Source organism: Novibacillus thermophilus (assembly GCF_002005165.1).
In the GTDB taxonomy this organism is placed as follows: Bacteria; Bacillota; Bacilli; order Thermoactinomycetales; family Novibacillaceae; genus Novibacillus; species Novibacillus thermophilus.
Map to the genome: position 1 here is coordinate 1,346,605 of NZ_CP019699.1, position 20,651 is coordinate 1,367,255.

The 20,651-nt window shown below is 55.1% G+C and carries 18 protein-coding genes, 2 pseudogenes and 1 other annotated feature; all 20 genes and pseudogenes read left to right on the forward strand.

The window, feature by feature from the left end:
- Window positions 1-43: 43 nt before the first annotated feature.
- The 20 genes and pseudogenes from sigG to B0W44_RS06815 all read left to right on the forward strand — a co-directional run bounded on the left by sigG (window position 44) and on the right by B0W44_RS06815 (window position 20,608).
- Window positions 44-826, forward strand: coding sequence for an RNA polymerase sporulation sigma factor SigG (gene sigG / locus B0W44_RS06725; RefSeq protein WP_077719390.1), 783 nt, complete (start codon window positions 44-46; stop codon window positions 824-826).
- A gap of 90 nt (window positions 827-916) precedes the next feature.
- Complete coding sequence (locus B0W44_RS06730; protein WP_077721279.1) at window positions 917-1,231, forward strand: YlmC/YmxH family sporulation protein; 315 nt, start codon at window positions 917-919, stop codon at window positions 1,229-1,231.
- Window positions 1,232-1,314: 83 nt separating this feature from the next.
- Window positions 1,315-2,121, forward strand: a complete 807-nt coding sequence (gene pgeF / locus B0W44_RS06735) for a peptidoglycan editing factor PgeF (RefSeq protein ID WP_077719391.1) — start codon at window positions 1,315-1,317, stop codon at window positions 2,119-2,121.
- Window positions 2,122-2,124: 3 nt separating this feature from the next.
- The gene (locus B0W44_RS06740; RefSeq protein ID WP_077719392.1) at window positions 2,125-2,820 is read left to right on the forward strand and encodes a YggS family pyridoxal phosphate-dependent enzyme; all 696 of its coding nucleotides are present in this window, start codon (window positions 2,125-2,127) and stop codon (window positions 2,818-2,820) included.
- Window positions 2,821-2,855: 35 nt separating this feature from the next.
- Window positions 2,856-3,272, forward strand: a complete 417-nt coding sequence (locus B0W44_RS06745) for a cell division protein SepF (protein WP_077719393.1) — start codon at window positions 2,856-2,858, stop codon at window positions 3,270-3,272.
- Between the two features lie 9 nt (window positions 3,273-3,281).
- Entirely contained in the window at window positions 3,282-3,563 is a 282-nt protein-coding gene (locus B0W44_RS06750; RefSeq protein WP_077719394.1) for a YggT family protein, read from the forward strand.
- Window positions 3,560-4,348, forward strand: coding sequence for a YlmH family RNA-binding protein (locus B0W44_RS06755; protein ID WP_077719395.1), 789 nt, complete (start codon window positions 3,560-3,562; stop codon window positions 4,346-4,348). Before B0W44_RS06750 ends, B0W44_RS06755 begins: the two co-directional genes overlap by 4 nt.
- Before the next feature lie 83 nt (window positions 4,349-4,431).
- Window positions 4,432-4,935, forward strand: a complete 504-nt coding sequence (locus B0W44_RS06760) for a DivIVA domain-containing protein (RefSeq protein WP_077719396.1) — start codon at window positions 4,432-4,434, stop codon at window positions 4,933-4,935.
- Window positions 4,936-5,015: 80 nt separating this feature from the next.
- Window positions 5,016-5,277, forward strand: a binding site (T-box leader).
- Window positions 5,278-5,404: 127 nt separating this feature from the next.
- Window positions 5,405-8,191, forward strand: coding sequence for an isoleucine--tRNA ligase (gene ileS, locus B0W44_RS06765; protein ID WP_077719397.1), 2,787 nt, complete (start codon window positions 5,405-5,407; stop codon window positions 8,189-8,191).
- A gap of 160 nt (window positions 8,192-8,351) precedes the next feature.
- On the forward strand, window positions 8,352-9,050 hold the full coding sequence (locus B0W44_RS06770; RefSeq protein WP_077719398.1) for a TraR/DksA C4-type zinc finger protein: 699 nt from the start codon (window positions 8,352-8,354) through the stop codon (window positions 9,048-9,050).
- A 76-nt stretch (window positions 9,051-9,126) separates the two neighbouring features.
- On the forward strand, window positions 9,127-9,612 hold the full coding sequence (lspA, locus tag B0W44_RS06775; RefSeq protein WP_077721280.1) for a signal peptidase II: 486 nt from the start codon (window positions 9,127-9,129) through the stop codon (window positions 9,610-9,612).
- Window positions 9,609-10,547 (forward strand): RluA family pseudouridine synthase, encoded by a 939-nt coding sequence (locus B0W44_RS06780; RefSeq protein WP_077719399.1) that lies wholly within the window; start codon window positions 9,609-9,611, stop codon window positions 10,545-10,547. The genes lspA and B0W44_RS06780 overlap by 4 nt, the downstream gene beginning before the upstream one ends.
- A 27-nt stretch (window positions 10,548-10,574) precedes the next feature.
- Window positions 10,575-10,727, forward strand: coding sequence for a hypothetical protein (locus tag B0W44_RS18045; protein WP_169835458.1), 153 nt, complete (start codon window positions 10,575-10,577; stop codon window positions 10,725-10,727).
- Window positions 10,728-10,920: 193 nt separating this feature from the next.
- Window positions 10,921-11,457: a bifunctional pyr operon transcriptional regulator/uracil phosphoribosyltransferase PyrR gene (gene pyrR / locus B0W44_RS06785; RefSeq protein WP_077719400.1), complete on the forward strand. Its 537-nt coding sequence runs from the start codon at window positions 10,921-10,923 to the stop codon at window positions 11,455-11,457.
- A 144-nt stretch (window positions 11,458-11,601) separates the two neighbouring features.
- Entirely contained in the window at window positions 11,602-12,975 is a 1,374-nt protein-coding gene (gene uraA, locus B0W44_RS06790; RefSeq protein WP_077719401.1) for a uracil permease, read from the forward strand.
- A gap of 182 nt (window positions 12,976-13,157) precedes the next feature.
- A complete protein-coding gene (locus B0W44_RS06795; RefSeq protein ID WP_077719402.1) occupies window positions 13,158-14,108 on the forward strand; it encodes an aspartate carbamoyltransferase catalytic subunit in 951 nt (316 codons plus the stop codon).
- Window positions 14,065-15,357: a dihydroorotase gene (locus tag B0W44_RS06800; RefSeq protein WP_077719403.1), complete on the forward strand. Its 1,293-nt coding sequence runs from the start codon at window positions 14,065-14,067 to the stop codon at window positions 15,355-15,357. The genes B0W44_RS06795 and B0W44_RS06800 overlap by 44 nt, the downstream gene beginning before the upstream one ends.
- The gene (locus B0W44_RS06805; RefSeq protein ID WP_077719404.1) at window positions 15,354-16,430 is read left to right on the forward strand and encodes a carbamoyl phosphate synthase small subunit; all 1,077 of its coding nucleotides are present in this window, start codon (window positions 15,354-15,356) and stop codon (window positions 16,428-16,430) included. The genes B0W44_RS06800 and B0W44_RS06805 overlap by 4 nt, the downstream gene beginning before the upstream one ends.
- A gap of 204 nt (window positions 16,431-16,634) precedes the next feature.
- Window positions 16,635-19,851 (forward strand): annotated as a pseudogene (gene carB, locus B0W44_RS06810) (carbamoyl-phosphate synthase large subunit).
- A pseudogene (locus B0W44_RS06815) lies at window positions 19,844-20,608 on the forward strand (dihydroorotate dehydrogenase electron transfer subunit). The pseudogenes carB and B0W44_RS06815 overlap by 8 nt, the downstream one beginning before the upstream one ends.
- Window positions 20,609-20,651: the final 43 nt, after the last annotated feature.

Sequence of the window (20,651 nt, forward strand, 5' to 3'; positions counted from 1 at the left end):
AGGAGATACTGTTCAGTAATGCTGCTCCTTAGGAGGGAGAATCGTGACACGGAACAAAGTTGAGATCTGCGGGGTGGACACGTCCAAACTTCCCGTTTTGAAAAACGAGGAAATGCGGGAGCTTTTCCGCAAATTACAGTCAGGAGAAACATGGGCTCGCGAAAAACTCGTCAACGGAAACCTCCGTTTAGTGTTAAGTGTCATACAGCGATTCAACAACCGGGGCGAATATGTGGACGATCTGTTTCAGGTCGGGTGCATCGGCTTGATGAAAGCGATCGACAACTTTGACCTCAGTCAAAACGTGAAATTTTCTACATACGCCGTTCCGATGATTATTGGGGAGATCCGTCGCTATCTTCGGGACAACAATCCGATTCGGGTCTCGCGCTCTCTTCGGGACATCGCCTACAAAGCCTTGCAAGTGCGGGACACATTGACCAGCCAACATTCGCGGGAACCGACGGTACAGGAAATTGCCGAACAGTTGAATGTCCCGAAAGAAGATGTCGTGTTCGCACTAGATGCCATTCAAGATCCGGTGTCACTGTTTGAGCCGATATACCACGACGGGGGAGATCCCATTTACGTGATGGACCAAATTAGTGACGAACGCAACAAAGATGTGCAGTGGGTAGAAGAAATTGCCCTGAGGGAAGCGATGCACAAGTTGAACGACAGGGAAAAATTGATTTTATCGATGCGATTTTTTGACGGCAAAACGCAGATGGAGGTCGCAGACGAAATCGGCATTTCTCAGGCGCAAGTCTCCCGCCTCGAAAAAGCTGCCATCCAACAAATGCAAAAAAACATTAAGACATCTTAGCCGCCCTCTGGCGGTTTTTTAAGTACATCCCAGGCGTTTGTCTCATATACTCATACTAAAGCATATGAACGGGAATGGGGGAATCCGGTGATCAAAATTTCAGACTTGCAAACGAAAGACGTTGTTAACATTCACGACGGGAAAAAGTTGGGGCACGTGAACGATCTAGAGCTGGATCTCGAACGGGGACGCGTTGAAGCCATCGTAGTGCCCGCGTCTACGAAAGTATTCAGTCTGTTTGGAGGAGAGGAGTACGTCATTCCTTGGCGCAACATCGTAAAGATCGGCTCCGATGTCATCCTCGTGCGCTTACAGGGAATCCCTTCAAACCACGACGTCTACGACCCTGAAGAAAAACTTTACCAACGCTCCGTCATCACGGCGAAACATGGGCATAAAAACTGAAAGCCTCTGCACAAGAGGTTTTTTTGTTTGGACATTTGTCAACCGGGTGAGTTGTGGTAATATGAAATGAAGGAGGATGGGTTGTGGAGCCATTTCGTTACGAAAAGGTGCAGGGGATACCTGTGACAGTGATTTCGGATTGGCTTAAGGAATCCCCGACACTTGCCGCTGGCATGAGCGCAGGACAGCACTACGGGTTACATCGGGAGCAGGACGACCCCCGCGCCGTCGTCCCGAACCGCGACAGACTGGCACGGGCGCTAGGGTTTTCCCTCGACGCTTGGACGAGTGCAACGCAAGTTCACGGAAAAAACGTCGTGCGGGTGACCCGGGCTGAGCGCGGTGCCGGCAATCGCAAGCGCGAAACGGCTATTCCAGCCGCTGACGGGCTTGTGACGGACGAAAGGGATATCCTTTTGACTGCATTTTACGCAGACTGTGTCCCGCTCTTGTTTTGGGACTCCGATCGTGGCGCCGTCGGAGTCGCCCATGCCGGTTGGCGAGGGACTGTTCTCGGGATTGCCCGGGAAATGGTGGAACGGATGAAGCGGGAATTCGGGACCGACCCGGGGTCCGTTCGCGTGGCGATTGGCCCTTCCATCGGTTCCTGCTGTTACGAAGTGGACGATCGCGTAGTCGATGCGCTGAAGGAACAAATCCCTGACTTGGACGACGACATCGTGCACCCCAAAGACAATGGACGGTTCATGCTGGATTTAAAACGGGCGAATGCGGACATCTTGAGGCAAGCCGGCGTCGAAAACAGTCGAATGTCCGTGACAAACTTTTGTACGAGTTGTGAAGAATGGCTGTTTTTCTCCCACCGGCGAGACGGTGAAAAGGCAGGTCGCATGGTAGCCTGGATCGGAATCAGAAAGGATGAATCGTAAGACGTGGACAGTCAGACAATTGCTCGCAACATTGAACGCGTAAAGGCAACGATCGCCGACGCCTGCCGTAGAAGCGGTCGAAGACCGGAAGACGTCAGGCTCATCGCCGTGACGAAATACGTCGGGATCGACACGACACGCGCTGTCCTCGATTTGGGGATCGAACACATCGGCGAAAACCGCGTTCAGGAAGCTGTACCGAAATACGACAAGCTCGGGTCAAGGGGAACGTGGCATTTCATCGGCCATTTGCAAAGCAACAAAGTGAAGAACGTCTTAGGCCGATTTACATATATACACTCATTAGACCGCCATTCTCTGGCTAAAGAAATACAAAAACGTGCGGCAAAACGCGCCATGACCGTGAACTGTCTTTTGCAAGTCAACGTGTCGGGGGAGAAGAGCAAATTCGGTCTGGCCCCGTCAGAATTAGTGGAGTTTGCAAAAGAAGTGGCAGAAATGTCGAACATCCGAATCGTAGGGTTAATGACGATGGCTCCTTTTGTCGACAACCCAGAAGAGGTGCGCCCCGTGTTCAGGGAATTGCGGTCACTGCGGGATCAACTTTACCGTTTAGAACTTCCGCAGGTTGGAAAGCTGGAACTGTCGATGGGGATGTCCAACGATTACACGGTCGCCATTGAAGAAGGAGCGACGATGGTCAGGTTGGGGTCCGTGTTAGTCGGACGTGAAAGCTGAGGACTTTTTGAAGTGGGAAAGGAGAGTGACGGGATATGTTCAACCGCATTATGGGGTATTTCGGTCTTCAGGAAGAAGAAGAGATTTACGAGGAAATCGAGGAACCTGAACAGGAAGAACGTAGAGAAGACCGAAAACGGCGGCAAAGTGGAAACGTCGTGTCACTACACAGTCAAAAAAACGTAAAATTGGTGTTGTTTGAACCGCGAACGTATGAAGAAGCACAAGAAATTGCCGATCATTTGCGTAACCGCAAGCCGGTCGTCGTCAACTTACAGCGGATGCGCAAAGAGCAGGCAGTCCGCATGGTCGACTTTTTGAGTGGAACCGTGTACGCCGTAAACGGAAATATACAGAAATTGGGGCACGACATTTTTTTGTGTACCCCGGATAACGTAGAAGTGCACGGAACGATCACGGATATGGTCAAGGATGACGTTGACAGGGCTTGAGGTGATGGAATGTTTTTCAACTGGTTAATTGACACTGTTCAAATGTTATTTACCATCTATTTTTACGTCGTGTTTGCGTACATCATTATGTCTTGGGTGGGAGGACGCGATTCTGCCATCGGGGAGGTTATCGGACGTGTGGTGGAACCGTACCTGGCTCCGTTTCGAAGAGTGATCCCGCCTATCGGCATTTTCGACTTTTCACCTATCGTCGCCATGATTGCTTTGCGATTTCTCGAACTCGGTGTCATCACAGTCATACGGTGGATTGCGGGGTTGATCGGTTCATGAAGGCTGAGCCTTCCATTTTGCAGCACTTTCGCGAAGACGAAAGGCCATTTATCGAACGTGTGGAAGAGTTGATCGAACGTGTCACTGTCCGCCAACGACCTGAACTGACGAATTTCTTAAATCCTCGACAGCGTTCGATTCTTCGTACGCTCGTACAGCGTTCCGCAGACGTCCGCTGCGTTTTCGACGGCGGGTACGAGCAGGCAGAGTACAAGCGGTGTTTCATAGCGCCGGATTACTGGCAAGCGCGGCCGGATGAGATGGACTTAAGGTTTTTGCAGATTCACGGGAAAAGTCCATTTCACACGCTTCACCACCGAGATTATTTGGGGGCCCTTTTACATTTAGGCATTGAACGTGACAAAATCGGAGATTTGCTCACTGTTGAAGACGGATGTCAGGTTGTGACGACGCGCGAGATGGGGATGTATATTCGACTCAACTTAAAGCAGGTGCACCGTGTCCGCGTGACTGTAGAAGACATAGAACGCGAACAGCTTACCGTGCCGGAAGAATCGTTAAAAGAGCGTACGGTTTCGGTTGCCTCCCGACGGTTAGACGCGGTTCTCAGTGCGGCATATCCCCTTTCCCGCAGCAAAACCGTGCCTCTCATCCAGTCGGGCAAGTGCAAGTTAAACTGGAAGGTGGAACAAAATCCGGCGGCCACGGTCAGTCCAGGGGATACACTGTCCTTGCGCGGTTACGGAAGAGTGCGTGTCTTGGCAGTGGAAGGTGAAACAAAGCGGGGACGCACGCGCTTGAGAATCGGAAGCCCAACTCGTTAATGGAATGGTCCAGCTTAGCAGGAATTTGTCTCATTCGTGTCGAAATCGTTAAAACGGCAACAATACTTGGAGGTGTCCAGTCCATGCCCTTAACGCCTTTGGATATACATAATAAGCAATTTAGTCGCAGTTTTCGCGGTTATAACGAAGAAGAAGTGAACGAGTTTTTGGATCAAATTATTAAAGACTTAGAGCTTATCATAAAGGAAAAAAAGAAAGTAGAAGAGGAAAACGAAGAATTGCGGGAAAAGCTGAGCCACTTCTCCAATATAGAAGAGAGTTTGAGCAAATCGATTTTAGTGGCACAAGAGACAGCCGAAGAAGTGAAGGCCAACGCTAAAAAAGAAGCGCAACTCATCGTAAAAGAGGCAGAAAAAAATGCCGATCGCATTATCAACGACGCCTTGGCTAAAGCGAGGAAAATCTCCATCGAAATCGACGAGCTCAAACGCAGGGCGGCGACATACCAGTCGCGCTTTCGCAGCTTGGTGGAAGCCCAACTGGAGATGTTGGAACATAACAGCGATTGGGACGTATTGAAAGAGCTGGAAGAGGAAATAGAAGAAGTAAAGGAAGAGGTCTCTTAAGACAAGGGTTTTGGGAGACCGTTTTGTACTTGACGATGGCTGTCGCCATTCAGTATACTTCTTTACAAACATTGAACGCTTTAAAGACGATGACCGGGGCAGTAGGTGACGGCCCTCTTCTTGAAGCGAGCTGGGGACGGTGAAAGCCCAGTGTATGGCCATCTCCGAACATCTCCCGCAAGTTGTCGCCTGAACGTTTCTGAGTTTAGCGTAAACGCTCTGAATCAGTAAGGTAGAACGTCTTTCCTCCACGTTACGGAGGGCGAAAGAGGTACTTCTGTTTTGATGACGGCAGAAGTGCTATCTAGGGTGGTACCGCGGGATTCCCTTCTCGTCCCTAAAGGACAGAAGGGTTTTTTAGTTGTTGGCCCCCGTCCTTTGCGCGGGAAAGGCGGTACCGGATGAGCGGAGAGTGGAGTTGTAGTAAGGATTGAATACGACAGATTACACGTTTAAGGAGTCATGAGGAATGGATTACGGCAAAACGTTGAACTTACCGAAAACAGACTTTCCGATGCGCGGCCAATTGCCGAAGCGGGAGCCGGACATACAAAAGTGGTGGGACGATATCGACATTTACCGTCAGGTGCAAGAGCGGCAGAAGGGCAAACCGAAGTTCGTCCTCCACGACGGGCCGCCGTATGCCAACGGCGACATTCACATCGGCCACGCGTTGAACAAAATTTTGAAGGACATGATCGTCCGCTTCCGGACGATGCAAGGGTATGACGCACCGTACGTGCCGGGGTGGGACACACACGGCTTGCCGATTGAGCAGGCGATCATCAAAAAGGAAAAACTCGACCGCAAAAACATACCCGTCAACGAGTTCCGGAAGATGTGCGCCGAGTACGCTATGAAGTATTTGGACATTCAGCGGCAACAGTTTAAACGGCTCGGGGTGCGCGGCGATTGGGAGGACCCGTACATCTCGTTAAAGCCGGAATACGAGGCGGCGCAAATTCGCGTCTTCGGAGAGATGGCGAAGAAAGGGTACATTTACCGCGGCATGAAGTCCGTCTACTGGTCGCCTTCGTCGGAAACAGCGCTGGCCGAGGCGGAGATTGAGTACAAAGACAAGCGGTCCCCCTCGATTTACGTGAAGTTCCCGGTCAAAAACGGAAACGGCGTCGTACCGGAACGGGATGCGTTTGTCGTCATTTGGACGACGACGCCGTGGACGATCCCGGCGAACCTCGCCATCGCCTTGCACGAAGATTTTACGTACGCTTTAGTGCGCGCCGGCGGAGAGCAGCTGGTGATGGCCCGTGAGCTGGTAGAACAGGTGATGGCGAAAGCGGAAATAACCGACTACGACATCGTCCGGACGTGGAAGGGCAGCGAATTGGCCGGTGTCGTTTGCCGCCACCCACTGTACGACCGCGAAAGTCCAATTATTTTCGGCGATCACGTCACCCTCGATTCGGGGACCGGATGCGTGCACACGGCGCCCGGACACGGGGAGGAAGACTTTGAACTGGGGAAGAAGTACAATCTCGGCGTCCTGTGTCCGGTCAATGAGAAAGGCGTGTTTACAGAGGGCGCGCCTGGTTTTGAAGGGTTGTTTTACGATAAAGCGAACAAACCGATCACGGCGAAACTGGATGAGAAAGGTTATGTCTTAAAGCTGGAATTCATTACCCACCAGTACCCCCACGATTGGCGCACGAAACAACCGGTCATCTTCCGGGCGACCGAGCAGTGGTTTGCCTCCATCGACGGGTTTCGTCACAAGATGTTGGAGGAAATCAAGAACGTGAAGTGGATTCCGCACTGGGGAGAAGTGCGCTTGCACAACATGATTGCCGAGCGCAGCGACTGGTGCATTTCCCGTCAGCGGGTATGGGGGGTCCCGCTCCCGATTTTTTACTGCAATCAGTGCGGGCACGAGCTCATCACCGACGAGACGATCGACCGCATTGCCGAACTGTTCGCCCGGGAAGGGTCTTCCGCCTGGTACGAAAAGACAGAGGAAGAACTGCTCCCCGACGGTGCCGCTTGTACAAAGTGCGGACACGACTCGTTCACGAAAGAAACGGACACGATGGACGTCTGGTTTGACTCGGGCTCCAGTCACGTTGCCGTTCTGCAACAGAGGGAAGATTTGAAGTGGCCGGCAGACTTGTACCTGGAAGGGTCCGATCAGTACCGCGGCTGGTTTAACTCGTCCCTGTCCACGTCAGTGGCGGTGTACGGCCAGGCACCGTACAAACAAGTGTTGAGTCACGGGTTTACCCTTGACGGCGAGGGGCAGAAAATGTCCAAGTCCCTCGGGAACACTGTCGCCCCGCAAGACATTATGAAGCAGTACGGAGCCGACATTTTGCGGTTGTGGGTGTCCTCCACTGATTACCAGGCAGATGTGCGCATCTCCGACGACATTCTCAAGCAGATTTCGGAGGTGTACCGCAAAATTCGCAACACGATGCGTTTCTTGCTCGGAAACTTAAACGACTTTGACCCTGCCCGGCACCGGGTGCCGTACGCCGAGTTAGAGGAACTGGAACGCTACGTGTTGGCGAAGACACAACGGTTGATCGGTCACGTGAGGGAAGCGTACGACACGTACGCATTCAACAATGTGTATCAGGCTGTGCACAACTACTGCACCGTATTTTTGAGTCAATTTTACTTCGACATTCGCAAAGACCGCCTATACACGGAATACCGTGACGCAGCCGTAAGACGGGCGACACAGACGGTGCTGTACGATGTGCTCACGGCCCTCGTCCGCTTGATTGCACCAGTGCTTGCCCACACCGCAGACGAAGTGTGGCAGTACGTTCCGGGGACGGACGTCGTAAGCGTTCAGCTCACAGACTTCCCGCAAGTGGACGAGGCGCGGTTGGATGAGGATCTGGAGCGAAAGTGGGACAAATTGTCCGAGTTGCGCGACAACGTGTTGAAAGCACTGGAAGAAGCGCGACAGGCGAAATTAATCGGAAACTCCCTCGGCGCATCCGTCGAACTGTTTCCGAATGAGTCGTCTTACCCGTTGCTCAAACAAGTGGACCGCCTGGACCACTGGTTGATCGTCTCAGACGTGACGTTACACGAACCTGGAGTGGCCTCCCCTGAAGGGGCCGTTCAGTTCGACGATTTACACGTGAAAGTGCACAAAGCGGAAGGGAGTAAGTGCGAGCGGTGCTGGACGATTTCACCGCAAGTGGGGCAAGACAAAGAGTACCCGGACTTGTGCCGGCGCTGCGCCACGACGGTGAGGGAACATTATGCTGACGCGATGGCGAACGACTGAATGCCGTAAGACTCACGACTTTCTCTCTGCGTTTCTTAAGCCCCTTACCTGTCTAACGTGGACAGGTAAGGGGCTTTTTGATTGAATGGCGGGCAATTCGGACAGATTAATAGACGTGTAGGAACGTCAGACAAAAAAGTCACGAAAGGATGTAGACACGGTGAAGCGCGAACAATTAGAACAACTCCGGGAAGAGCTGTTGCGAGAACGGCAGGAATTAGAGGCCCGCTTGCAGGAGAGTGAACATGGCGGATTGGCGGTCAGCATGAACGATGCCATCGGGGAGCTCTCGGGATACGACAACCATCCGGCCGACGTGGGAACGGAGCTGTACGAACGGGGGAAAGACATCGCGCTAAGCGAGCAAAGAGAAAAACGTCTTCGCGAGATCGATGAAGCGTTAGACAGAATGGCTGACGGAACTTACGGGGTTTGTGCTGAATGCGGCCGGGAAGTGCCGTATGAGCGGTTGAAAGCCAATCCGGCAGCCAAATACTGTGCAGAACACCAACCGCGGAGCGATGAGATCGACCGCCGGCCTGCCGAAGAAGACGTGCTCGCTCCTCCGTTTGAGAAGCACCAATTCGATACGGGCGATTTTACCGGTTTTGATGCTGAGGACGCGTGGCAAGCGGTGGAACAGTACGGCACCTCCAATCCGCCGGATTTTTACCGGGAAGGGGAACACTACAACGAGTTGGGCAACGAAGCGGACGAACGCCGCGGCGCGGTAGAAGACATTGAGGAGGTGGCGACGACGGACACATCCGGCAGGTCGCTCAAAGACGGTTGGGCGGACGTGACGCGGAATGCGGCCTACCGTCGCCTACAGGCCGAAGAAGACGCGGAACGGTCTTAAGTTGTCCCCCTTTTGGCGCTGTGCTACAATGCTGTGGAAGCGAAGCGCAAGGTGTGTTTAAGGGGGAAATCGTTTGATAATTTACTACGTTGTCGCTCTCATCGTCGTCGTCATCGACCAGGTCACGAAATACATGATCGTCAAAACGATGGAGCTGTCAGAGACGATTCCGCTCATCGAAGGAGTCTTTCACATCACGTCGCACCGCAACCGGGGAGCGGCCTTTGGAATTCTCCAGGATGCACGTTGGTTTTTTATTGTCATAACAGTGATCGTCGTGGCGGCGATCGTCTGGTACATGCCGCGCATTCGAGGCCAAAAGGTATCATTGTGGGGTTTTACTCTCATCTTGGGGGGAGCTGTCGGCAATTTTATCGACCGACTGCTTAAGGGAGAAGTCGTCGACTTTTTAGATTTTCGCCTCATCCATTTCCCCATTTTCAACGTGGCAGATTCGTGCATCGTGATCGGGGTCGGGCTGCTGTTGTTGGACACACTGCGCGAGGCGAAACAGGCAAAATCGGTCGAGCGGCTAAAAGTCGAGGTTGAGGACGAACCGTGAGTGTGTCTGAACGAGAAAAGTCGTACGAGTGGCAGGTGGAAGATGCAAGGGCCGGTCAACGGGTGGACAAATTCGTAACGGCGCAGGGAGAATGGTCCCGTTCCCTCGTCCAGTCGTGGATAGCGGAAAAGCGGGTGACGGTCAATGCACGGGCCGTCAAGGCCAATTACCGTCTGCAACGGGGGGACCGCGTCGCCTTGCGCGTCCCCCCGCCGGAACATTTGGCGGTGACACCGGAGGAGATACCTTTAGACATCGTCTACGAAGACGCAGATATCGTTGTGGTGAACAAGCCCCGCGGCATGGTCGTTCACCCGGCTCCGGGGCACCACACCGGAACCCTCGTCCACGCTTTGTTGGCCCACTGCGGCAATCTGTCGACCATAAACGGGGTGTACCGGCCGGGGATCGTGCACCGCATTGACAAAGACACGTCGGGACTGCTCGTGGCTGCAAAAAACGATTCTGCCCACGCGTCCCTCGCCTCACAACTGTCTGCCCATACTGTGGAACGGTCTTACACGGCGATCGTCCACGGAGATATGGGCCACGAGCGGGGAACGGTGGATGCCCCGATTGGGCGAAATCCGAATCAACGTCAAGAAATGGCGGTCGTCCGCAAAAACGGAAAACGAGCCGTCACCCACTTCGTCGTCAGAGAGAAATTTAAAGGATACACACTTGTGGACTGCCGATTGGAAACGGGGCGGACCCACCAAATTCGCGTTCACATGGCCTTCATTGGGCACCCTTTAGTCGGCGACCCGAAATACGGTCCGAAGAAAAACCGCTTTTCGATTCAAGGACAAGCCTTGCACGCCCGGACCCTCGGATTTACCCACCCCCGCACTGGAGAAGAGATGACTTTTGAAGCGCCGCTCCCGCAAGACATGGTGGACATTTTAAACCGCTTGCGCCGGGAATCGGGTCTTTAGTCATTCATCGTGTCAAAGAGACAGTCCATGAAAGGCTGGATTTTGTACAGTCATGCAGCGAATCCGGAGCCGGAATGGTATGAAATTACCCGGCTGGTCGACGTCGCGAGAGAAAGACAGAAGCGTCCGCTTAGGGAAACCCGGGAACCGTTGGAGCGCTGTTGGGTCCATCGGCCGTGAAAAAAAGTGGTTGACTTCCTCTCCCGCATCTCGCATAATAAGGTCAGTAAACGACATAAGGCACCTTTAAAGGACAGTCCCGTGAGGCTGGCAAGGGTTTATAGTACGGAGCAAGTGGACGAGTGTGAGCTCCTTGCCTGTCTGTGGGCAAGGGGCTTTTTTTGCAGAGAATCACTGAAGGGAGGGAACCCTTGTGCAAAAGAAAAACGTCATTTTAGACGAGGCGGCCATGCGGCGGGCACTGACGCGCATCGCCCACGAAGTGTTGGAGAAAAATAAAGGCATTCGAGATTGTGTCCTGGTGGGCATCAGGACGAGGGGTGTCCCCCTGGCCAACCGCCTCGCGGAACGCATCCGCCAAATTGAACACGAACCGGTGTCCGTGGGCGAGTTGGACATTACGCTGTACCGGGACGACTTGTCCCTTAAATCAGAAGACCCTGTCGTGAAGGGGACGGACATTCCGTTCGACATCACCGGGAAAAAAGTCGTTCTCGTCGATGACGTGCTGTACACAGGGAGAACAGTACGGGCGGCGATGGACGCCTTGGTCGACTTAGGTCGGCCCCGCGCCATCCAGCTGGCGATTTTGGTCGATCGAGGGCACCGCGAGTTGCCCATCCGGGCCGACTACGTCGGCAAGAACGTGCCGACGTCTAAAGCAGAAGTCATCAAAGTGGCTGTCAGGGAAACGGACGGCCGAGACGAAGTTTTAATCCAACGCCTTTAATTCAGTCCCGTGAGGCTGACAAGGGGAATGCCCTTTCCGGTGGGAAGGTGGAAACCTCTTGTGCCTGTGGCAGAAGAGGTTTTTTTTGAGGAAACATTCCCTTGAGGCATTGGGACAACATGCTACACCAAGGGAGGAATGAAGATGAACAACCAGCATATTGTGATGGATGTACATGAACGGCCAAAACTGGTCAAATGGGTGGCTTTAAGTGTACAGCATTTGTTTGCGATGTTCGGAGCGACGATTCTCGTGCCCATTTTAACGGGGCTCAGCGTATCGGTGGCCTTACTTGCCAGCGGAATTGGAACGCTCACCTTCCTGATCGTCACGAAGGGAAAACTGCCGGCTTACTTGGGGTCGTCTTTCGCCTTCATCGTTCCGATTATTTCCGTGTCCCAAACCCAGGGGGTCGGTGCGGCACTGTTCGGATGTTTTTTGGCCGGTGTCGTGTACGGCGTCGTATCGCTGCTCATTTTCCGCTTTGGCGTCAACTGGCTGAACCGACTGCTCCCTCCCGTGGTCATCGGTTCCATCGTCATCGTCATCGGCCTCGCGTTAGCGGGAACAGCTGTAGACATGGCCAGCACGACCCAAACTGTCGTGGAAAAACCGGAGACGGTGGAAGAATTTCACGCGTTGCCCGGTACAGTTGAAAACATTGATGAAGAAAACAACACGGTCACGCTCAAACAGTACTCGTTGAAACATTTTCTTGTGGCGTTGGCCACTCTCGCCATCGCCATCGCAGCCAACATGTTTTTCCGCGGGTTTTTCGGCCTGATTCCGATCTTGATTGGCATTGTCGGGGGATACATCGTCGCTTTGTTTGCCGGGATGGTCGACTTGACGCCGGTGCGCAAAGCCAAATGGTTCGTCATCCCCCAGTTGACGACACCGGAACTGTCGTGGCACGCGGCGGTCGTCATTGTCCCGGTGGCCCTCGTCACGCTGGCTGAACACATCGGACACCTCATCGTCACCAGCGGGATCATGAAACGCGATTTGATGCAAGACCCCGGTTTGCACCGCTCGATTTTGGGGGACGGGTTGGCGACGTCCATCGCGGCCCTCATCGGAGCTCCGCCGAACACGACTTACGGAGAAAACATCGGGGTGATGGCCCTTACCCGCGTGTTCAGTGTGTTCGTCATCGGAGGCGCCGCCGTCTTTGCCGTACTGTTCGCCTTTATCGGCAAACTGGAAGCCCTCATCGCCTCCATCCCTACTGCGGTGATGGGTGGCGTCTCCATTCTGTTGTTCGGCATTATCGCGTCGGCAGGCTTGAGGATGCTGGTGGAGAGCGAAGTGGACTTCGGCGAGAAGCGGAATCTCGTCATCGCCTCGGTCATCCTTGTAATCGGAATCGGCGGTGCCGCGCTGAAGTTTGTCGGTATTCACCTGGAGATCGAAGGGATGGCGCTGGCGACATTCGTCGGCATTTTACTCAACTGGGTGCTGCCCGGTAAAGAACACGCCGGCAAACCTGGAAATCTCGAATTCGGCAAAGTTTCATAAACGGTGTCTGAAACGACGCAAGCCTTTAAACACAGTCCCGTGAGACTGGCAAGGCGAGTTGAGATCTTGACTGGTAAGCGCACCTTTGTGCGCACCAGAATGACGTAGTTTGTCGACACTCCTTGCCGTGATCGCGGCAGGGAGTTTTTTTGCGAGAACTGAAAGCTGGAAGGAGATGCCGAATGGAAGGCGGACACGTAATCACGATTGACGCATTGGGGACAGGAACTATCGAACGGCTGTTGGAACGTGCCGAACAGTTTGCCCACTCTGACAGGGACGAATTTCGTCACGTGCTGCGAGGAAACGTGATGGCGCCCCTCTTTTACGAACCGAGCACGAGAACGCGCTGTTCGTTCGAGATTGCAGCGAGGCGTCTAGGGATGGACGTCATTTACTTTGACGCTGACGTCTCCAGTGTCACGAAAGGTGAAAGTTTGTGGGACACGTTGCAAACGTTGGAAGCGATGGGCGTCAATGTGGCGGTTCTGAGACATCCCCGCAACGATGTGTACGCGACACTGCCGGGAAAGCTTGAGATGCGTTTAGTGAACGCCGGCAACGGGACGCTGGCCCACCCGACCCAGGCGCTCGTCGATTGGCTAACGATGCGTCAAACATTTGGGACGCTCTACGGTTTGACGGTGGCCATTGTGGGTGACGTCCGGCACAGCCGCGTCGCCCGCTCCAACATTGCCGGCCTCGTCCGTCTAGGAGCGAACCCCATCGTGAGCGGACCCGATGTGTTCCGCGACGCTGAAGTGGAGTGTGTCGCCCCTTACGTCCCGTTTGAAGAGGCACTGCGCGACGCTGACGTGGTGATGATGTTGCGCATCCAGCGTGAACGGTTGGAGGAGAACTTGGCGTGGGAGATGGACGACTACTTGCATCAGTACGGGTTGACGGAAAAGCGGTTGGAACTGTTGAAATCCCGGGCAATCGTGATGCATCCCGGACCAGTCAACCGGGGAATCGAACTTGACGAGGCGGTGATCGAACACGACCGTTCGCGCATTCGACAGCAAGTCGCAAACGGCGTGTACGTGCGGATGGCCGTGTTAGAGTACGTTTTGGGAAGGGGAATGGATCGTGAGGCTCATGATCAGGCAGGCGAAGTGTTACCGCTCAGGTGAGTGGATACTGACGGATGTCCGCGTAGACGATGGGATCATCACCAGCGTCGGCGACAGGCTGCCCACAGGGGATGAAGATGAAATCGTGGAGGCAAACGGGAAGACGCTCCTCCCCGGTTTGATCGACGTGCACGTCCACTTGCGCGAACCGGGTTTTGAGGAGAAGGAGACGATTGCGTCGGGGAGCCGTGCCGCGGCGCGCGGCGGCTTTACCACCATTGCCGCGATGCCGAACACAGAGCCGGTAACGGACACGGCCGATCTGGTGAGGGAACAGTACAGAAAAGCTGGAAAAGAGGCGGTCGTGAATGTCCACTTTTACGGGGCGATAACAGAAGGTTTAAGAGGCGAGGAGTTGACCGATTTTCAAGCACTGAAAGAAGCCGGCGCCTTCGCTCTGACAGACGACGGCGTGGGTATCCAAAGTGCGGGGCAAATGCTTGCTGCGATGGAGAGGGCGAAAGAGGTGGGATTAACCGTCGTCGCCCACTGTGAAGACAATTCCCTCGCCGACCGCGGAGTGATGCACGACGGGGAGAAGGCCAGCCGGTTGGGGCTCCCGGGTATTCCCGCTGAAGCGGAAGCGGCACACATCGTGCGGGATGCGCTGCTGGCCGAGCGGACGGGGGTCCACTACCACGTTTGCCACGTAAGCAGTGCCGCTTCGGTTCAAGCCATTCGCGAAGCGAAGCAGCGGGGCGTCCACATGACGGCCGAAGTGACACCGCACCACCTCGTTTTAACGGAAGACGATATTCCAGGAGACAATGCACTGTACAAAATGAACCCGCCGCTGCGCTCGGCCCGCGACCGATCCGCCTTGATGGCCGGACTGCTGGATGGCACGATAGACTTTATTGCCACAGATCACGCGCCCCATGAAACGGCGGCAAAACGGCGCGGATTTCGCGGCGCGCCGTTTGGCGTCATAGGGCTTGAAACCGCGTTTCCCCTTTTGTACACCCGCCTCGTATTAACCGGTTTTCTGACATTGGAGCAACTTGTAAAACGGATGAGCACTGCTCCGGCGGCTTGTTTTGGCTTGCCTGGAGGCGTTATTTGCGAAGGGGCACAGGCGGACCTGACGTTGGTCGATCTGGAACGGGAGGAGACTGTCGATCCGGCTGCGTTTTACAGCAAAAGTGAAAATACGCCGTTTTGCGGCTGGCGGCTGACGGGCTGGCCGGTGTGGACGATGGTGGGCGGGCAGGTCGTGTACGACGAGGCGCAAGGGGGAATCACTGGGTGAAAGCACAGCTTATTTTACAAGACGGGACGCGGTTTACAGGGGTCTCGTTCGGTAAGGAAGGGACCGTTTTGACGGAGGTCGTGTTTAACACGAGCCTGAGCGGTTACGAAGGAGTGTGGACCGATCCTTCCTATGCCGGACAATGCATCGTCATGACACATCCGCTCACCGGCAACATCGGGATCAACCGGAAAGACATGGAGGCGATCCGGCCTTACTGCGACGGAGTGGTGGCGCGCTACGTCAGTCAGTCTCCGTCCCACTGGCGGTCCACTGGCCGCGTGGCAGACTGGTTTCGCCAAAACGGCCTGTTCCTGATCGGGGAGGTCGACACGCGCATGCTGACACGCCACATCCGCCGCCACGGCTCGATGAAGGGACTGGTGACGACTGAAGAACTGTCGGAAGAGGAAATAGCTGCGGAGTTGACCAAACCTTTAAACCGCGAACGGGTGGCACGCGTTTCTCGCAGGGAGGCGACGGTCATACCCGGCCGTGGCCCGCGTATCGCCATCGTCGATTTCGGCGTCAAGTCCGGTATCGTGCGGGAATTGGTAGAACGAAACTGTGAGGTGGTGATCGTCCCTTACGACACGACGGGAGAGGACTTAATGTCGCTCTGTCCAGACGGCGTCGTGCTGTCCAACGGCCCGGGAAATCCGGAAGACGTGCAGAGCGTCGTCCCGACGGTTCAAGGGCTGATGTCCCGAGGTGTGCCGCTGTTCGGAATTTGCCTCGGGCATCAGCTGATGGCATTGGCCTGTGGAGCGAGAACGGAAAGAATGTTGTTCGGTCATCGCGGCGGCAATCACCCAGTACAGGAAGTCGAGAGCAAGCGGGGGTGGATGACGGCACAAAACCACAGTTACACCGTTACGAGGGACAGTGTGATAGGCACAGATCTCGAAGTGACCTACGTGTCACTCCACGACGGTACGATCGAAGGTTTGCGCCACGTGTACCAACCGGCTTTTTCCGTTCAGTTTCATCCCGAAGCATCCCCTGGTCCCCGTGATACCGTGCACCTGTTTGACCGTTTCCTGGCGCTAGTCGCAGCAGACAACATTCACTAGCGACGTGTGACTTGTGAGCGTGCACCTTGCCGTAAAATTTCGGTGAGGATACGGTGGATACGGAGAAACTGAAATACTCGCTTCTTCACGACAGGTCACTGAGTCAGGGAAATGGGAAGCAAAGCGGGTCACGTCGTGTCGTCGACGACTTGCCAAGGGAAGTGGCCGAAAGGGCATTACGATACGTTAAAGGAGGACGTTGAGTTGCCGAAACACGCACACATACGCAAGGTGATCGTCATCGGTTCCGGTCCTATCGTCATTGGGCAGGCGGCCGAGTTTGACTACGCTGGGACACAGGCGTGCCGAGCTTTAAAACGACAAGGTGTCGAAGTTGTTCTGGTAAACAGCAACCCGGCGACGATTATGACCGATCCGGAGACGGCAGATGCGGTGTACGTCGAACCGTTGACGAAAGAGTGCCTCACTCGCGTGATACGAAAAGAACGTCCGGACGGGCTGTTGGCGACGTTAGGCGGACAGACGGGTCTCAATCTCGCTGTGGAGTTGGTCGAGGACGGTGTGTTGGAACGAGAGGGCGTCCGCCTGATGGGAACGGACATTCACGCCATTAAAGGGGCGGAAGACCGGGATTTGTTCCGCGAACTGATGAAAGAAATCGGGCAGCCGGTACCGGAAAGTGACATTGTGCACTCTGTGGAAGAGGCCGTTCACTTCGCTCTCGGGATCGGCTATCCCGTCATCGTCCGTCCCGCCTATACACTGGGTGGGACTGGCGGCGGCATCGCCCACTCGGAAGAAGAGCTACGCCAGGTGACAGAACGGGCTTTAAGGTACAGCCCCATCCGGCAGGCCCTCGTCGAAAAAAGTGTCGCTGGGTTTAAAGAGATCGAGTTTGAAGTGTTGCGCGATTCAAGCGATCACTGCATCGCCGTGTGCCACATGGAAAATGTCGATCCCGTCGGGGTTCACACCGGTGATAGCATTGTCGTCGCCCCCGTCCAAACACTGGCGGACCGCGAACTGAACATGCTCCGCACTGCCTCCCTTGACATCATCCGAAAGCTCGGCATTGAAGGCGGGTGCAACGTACAGTTCGCCCTCGATCCACACAGTGACGCGTACTACGTCATCGAAGTGAACCCGCGGCTGAGCCGTTCCAGTGCCCTCGCATCTAAAGCGACAGGTTATCCGATTGCGAAAGTCGCGACGCTCATCGCGTTGGGGTACACCTTAAACGAAATCGTCAACCCGGTGACAGGTCGGACGACTGCTCTGTTTGAACCGAGCTTGGACTACATTGTGACCAAAATTCCCCGTTGGCCGTTTGACAAATTTCCAGGGGCTGAACGGCGGCTCGGAACGCAAATGAAGGCCACTGGTGAAGTGATGGCTATCGGGCGGACATTTGCAGAATCGTTGCAAAAAGCGGTACGCTCCCTCGAACTGGAGACGGCGGATTTCTTGTTTCCGCCTTACTCGGAACTGGACGCACACACATTGGATTCCCTCGTGCAACGCCCCCACGATATGCGGCTATTTGCCCTTGCAGAAGCGTTGCGGCGCGGCAAAACAGTTGACGAATTGCATCAACAAACGGGGATTGACCGCTTCTTCCTTGCCGAGCTGGAACAGCTAGTGAAAATGGAGCGGGAACTTCAGGCAAAACCGTTGACCGAAGCGCGGCTGTATACGGCGAAGCGTTATGGATTCAGCGACGAAACGATTGCCCGTTTAAGCGGGCGACAGACAGAAGACGTGCGAGCGCTGCGCCGTACGTGGCGCATCCAACCGGTTTATAAATGCGTCGATACGTGCGCTGGGGAGTTCGCCGTTGAGAGCCCGTACTACTACAGCACGTACGAAAGGGAAGATGAAGTGGAGACAGGTGTTTCGCCGTCCGTCATCGTCGTCGGCAGCGGCCCGATACGCATCGGGCAGGGGATTGAGTTCGATTATGCAACGGTCCATGCGGTACAAGCGATTCGCGAGGCTGGCTACGAAGCAGTTATTGTGAACAACAACCCGGAGACAGTTTCGACTGATTTCGACATGTCCGACCGGCTGTACTTTGAACCGCTGCACGTCGAGGACGTCCTCCACGTCGTCGAACGGGAAAAACCGCTCGGCGTCGTCGTGCAGTTCGGCGGACAGACATCACTCAACTTAGCCCGGGAACTGGACCGGCGGGGTGTTCCCCTCCTGGGGACGTCCATGGAGAGTCTCCACCGGGCCGAAGACCGCGAGCAGTTTGAGCGCTTGTTGAAACAATTAGGCATCCGGCGTCCCCCCGGCGTGACTGTCGCATCAGGGGACTCTGCGCTGAGTAAAGCGAGCGCCCTCGGTTATCCCGTTCTCGTCAGGCCTTCGTACGTCCTCGGCGGGCGGGCGATGCAAATTGTACACAGCGAACAGGAGCTGGAAGCGTATCTCAAAGAAGCGGTGAAGCTCAATCCGGAAAGTCCTGTCTTAATCGACCGCTACCTGCAGGGAAAAGAAATTGAAGTCGACGCCGTTTGCGACGGGGAACACGTCCTCGTGCCGGGTATTATGGAACACGTGGAGCAAGCAGGTGTTCATTCGGGAGACTCCATCGCCGTTTACCCTTCCCCGTCGCTCAGTGGGAGTCAAAAAGCGCAAGTCGTCGAGATTACGGCGAGAATAGCCCGGGAATTAAACGTACGGGGACTGTTGAACATTCAATTCGTCCTTTTTGGCGGCGAGCTGTACGTGCTGGAAGTGAACCCCGGGCGTCGCGGACGGTCCCGTTCATGAGCAAAGTGACCGGGTTGCCCATAGCTCGGCTGGCAACGCGGGTGATGCTGGGAGAGTCGTTAGAAGACCTTGGACTGCCATCGGGTTTGTGGCCGGAAAAATCACAAGTAGCAGTGAAAGTGCCTGTGTTTTCCTTCGCCAAACTGTCCGAAGCAGAAGTGACTCTCGGTCCGGAGATGAAATCGACAGGAGAGGTGATGGGACGGGATGTCTGTTTTACCCGCGCCCTGTATAAAGGCTTTCGTGCCGCCAACATGTCTATTCCCCAGAGGGAACCGTGCTCGTCACCGTCTCGGACAAAGATAAGGCTGACGTCGTGCCCCTCGCTCGACGATTGGACGCCCTCGGGTACCGGCTGTTGGCGACGAAAGGAACCGCGAAAAGCCTGCGGCACGCCGGTTTTCGCGTGACGGTCGTCCCGAAGTTGAGCGAAGGTTCCGAAGACATTTTACAGTTGATCCAGAGAGGAGAAGTAGACTTAGTGGTGAACACGTGGACACAGGGACGAGAACCGAAGCGCGACGGGTTCCGCATTCGTCGCACTGCGGTGGAAAACGGCGTCCCCTGCTTAACATCCCTTGACACACTTGACGTTTTACTTATGACATTGGAAGGCATGGCGTCTACACCAACGCCGTTGTCCGGAGAATTGCAAGTGAGGGAGAGCGCGATGCGACATGCATAAGGCAGACCTTACAGTACTCGCAAACGAGCCCATTGCCCGTCACATTTACCGGATCGTGCTGCGCGGCGAAACGGCGCATCACGTTCAACGACCGGGACAGTTCGTCCACATTCGCTGCGGGGACGGGTGGGATATGCCCCTCCGTCGCCCCTCAGCCTCGCGTCGTGGGATGAGTCACGTGAGACGGTGTCTCTCATTTACCGCACAGGTGGCAAAGGGACCAACTGGCTAGCCAAACGGAAAACCGGTGAATCGATTGACGTTCTCGGTCCCCTCGGCAACGGGTTTCCCGTCCCGCGGGGGCAGGGAAAAAGGTGCTCCTCGTCGGCGGGGGGTCGGCGTTCCGCCCCTTTACGGTTTGGCAGAAGAGTTGCTTCGCCACGATGCCGACATTTGCGCCTGTCTCGGCTTTGCCTCTCAGGCCGACGTTTTTCTGGAAGAGGACTTCCGGAGACTGGGAGACGTTCGCGTGGCGACGGAGGATGGATCGTACGGGGACAAAGGGCTGGTGACCGACTTGTTACAGGAGCCGCTTAGTTGGGACGTCGTCTACGCTTGCGGTCCTCTGCCGCTCCTTCGCGCTGTCAAACAGCGTTTGGCTGGAACAGGCATTGAAGGCTACGTGTCGCTGGAAGCACGCATGGGATGCGGCGTCGGCGCATGTCTCGCGTGTGTGTGTGAAACGCCGGAGGCGAACCGAGTTGTGAAAATATGTTGCGACGGTCCAGTGTTCCACTACCAGGAGGTGGCGCTGTGAGGAATCGGCTGCAAGTGCAACTGGGGCCCGTGAGGTTAAAAAA

Excerpts from the sequence above, each read along its gene's own strand:
- B0W44_RS06745 (WP_077719393.1), top strand. The coding sequence starts at position 2,856 with ATGTTCAACCGCATTATGGGGTATTTCGGTCTTCAGGAAGAAGAAGAG.
- B0W44_RS06750 (WP_077719394.1), top strand. The coding sequence starts at position 3,282 with ATGTTTTTCAACTGGTTAATTGACACTGTTCAAATGTTATTTACCATC.
- B0W44_RS06755 (WP_077719395.1), top strand. The coding sequence starts at position 3,560 with ATGAAGGCTGAGCCTTCCATTTTGCAGCACTTTCGCGAAGACGAAAGG.
- B0W44_RS06760 (WP_077719396.1), top strand. The coding sequence starts at position 4,432 with ATGCCCTTAACGCCTTTGGATATACATAATAAGCAATTTAGTCGCAGT.
- ileS (WP_077719397.1), top strand. The coding sequence starts at position 5,405 with ATGGATTACGGCAAAACGTTGAACTTACCGAAAACAGACTTTCCGATG.
- B0W44_RS18045 (WP_169835458.1), top strand. The coding sequence starts at position 10,575 with ATGAAAGGCTGGATTTTGTACAGTCATGCAGCGAATCCGGAGCCGGAA.
- uraA (WP_077719401.1), top strand. The coding sequence starts at position 11,602 with ATGAACAACCAGCATATTGTGATGGATGTACATGAACGGCCAAAACTG.
- B0W44_RS06795 (WP_077719402.1), top strand. The coding sequence starts at position 13,158 with ATGGAAGGCGGACACGTAATCACGATTGACGCATTGGGGACAGGAACT.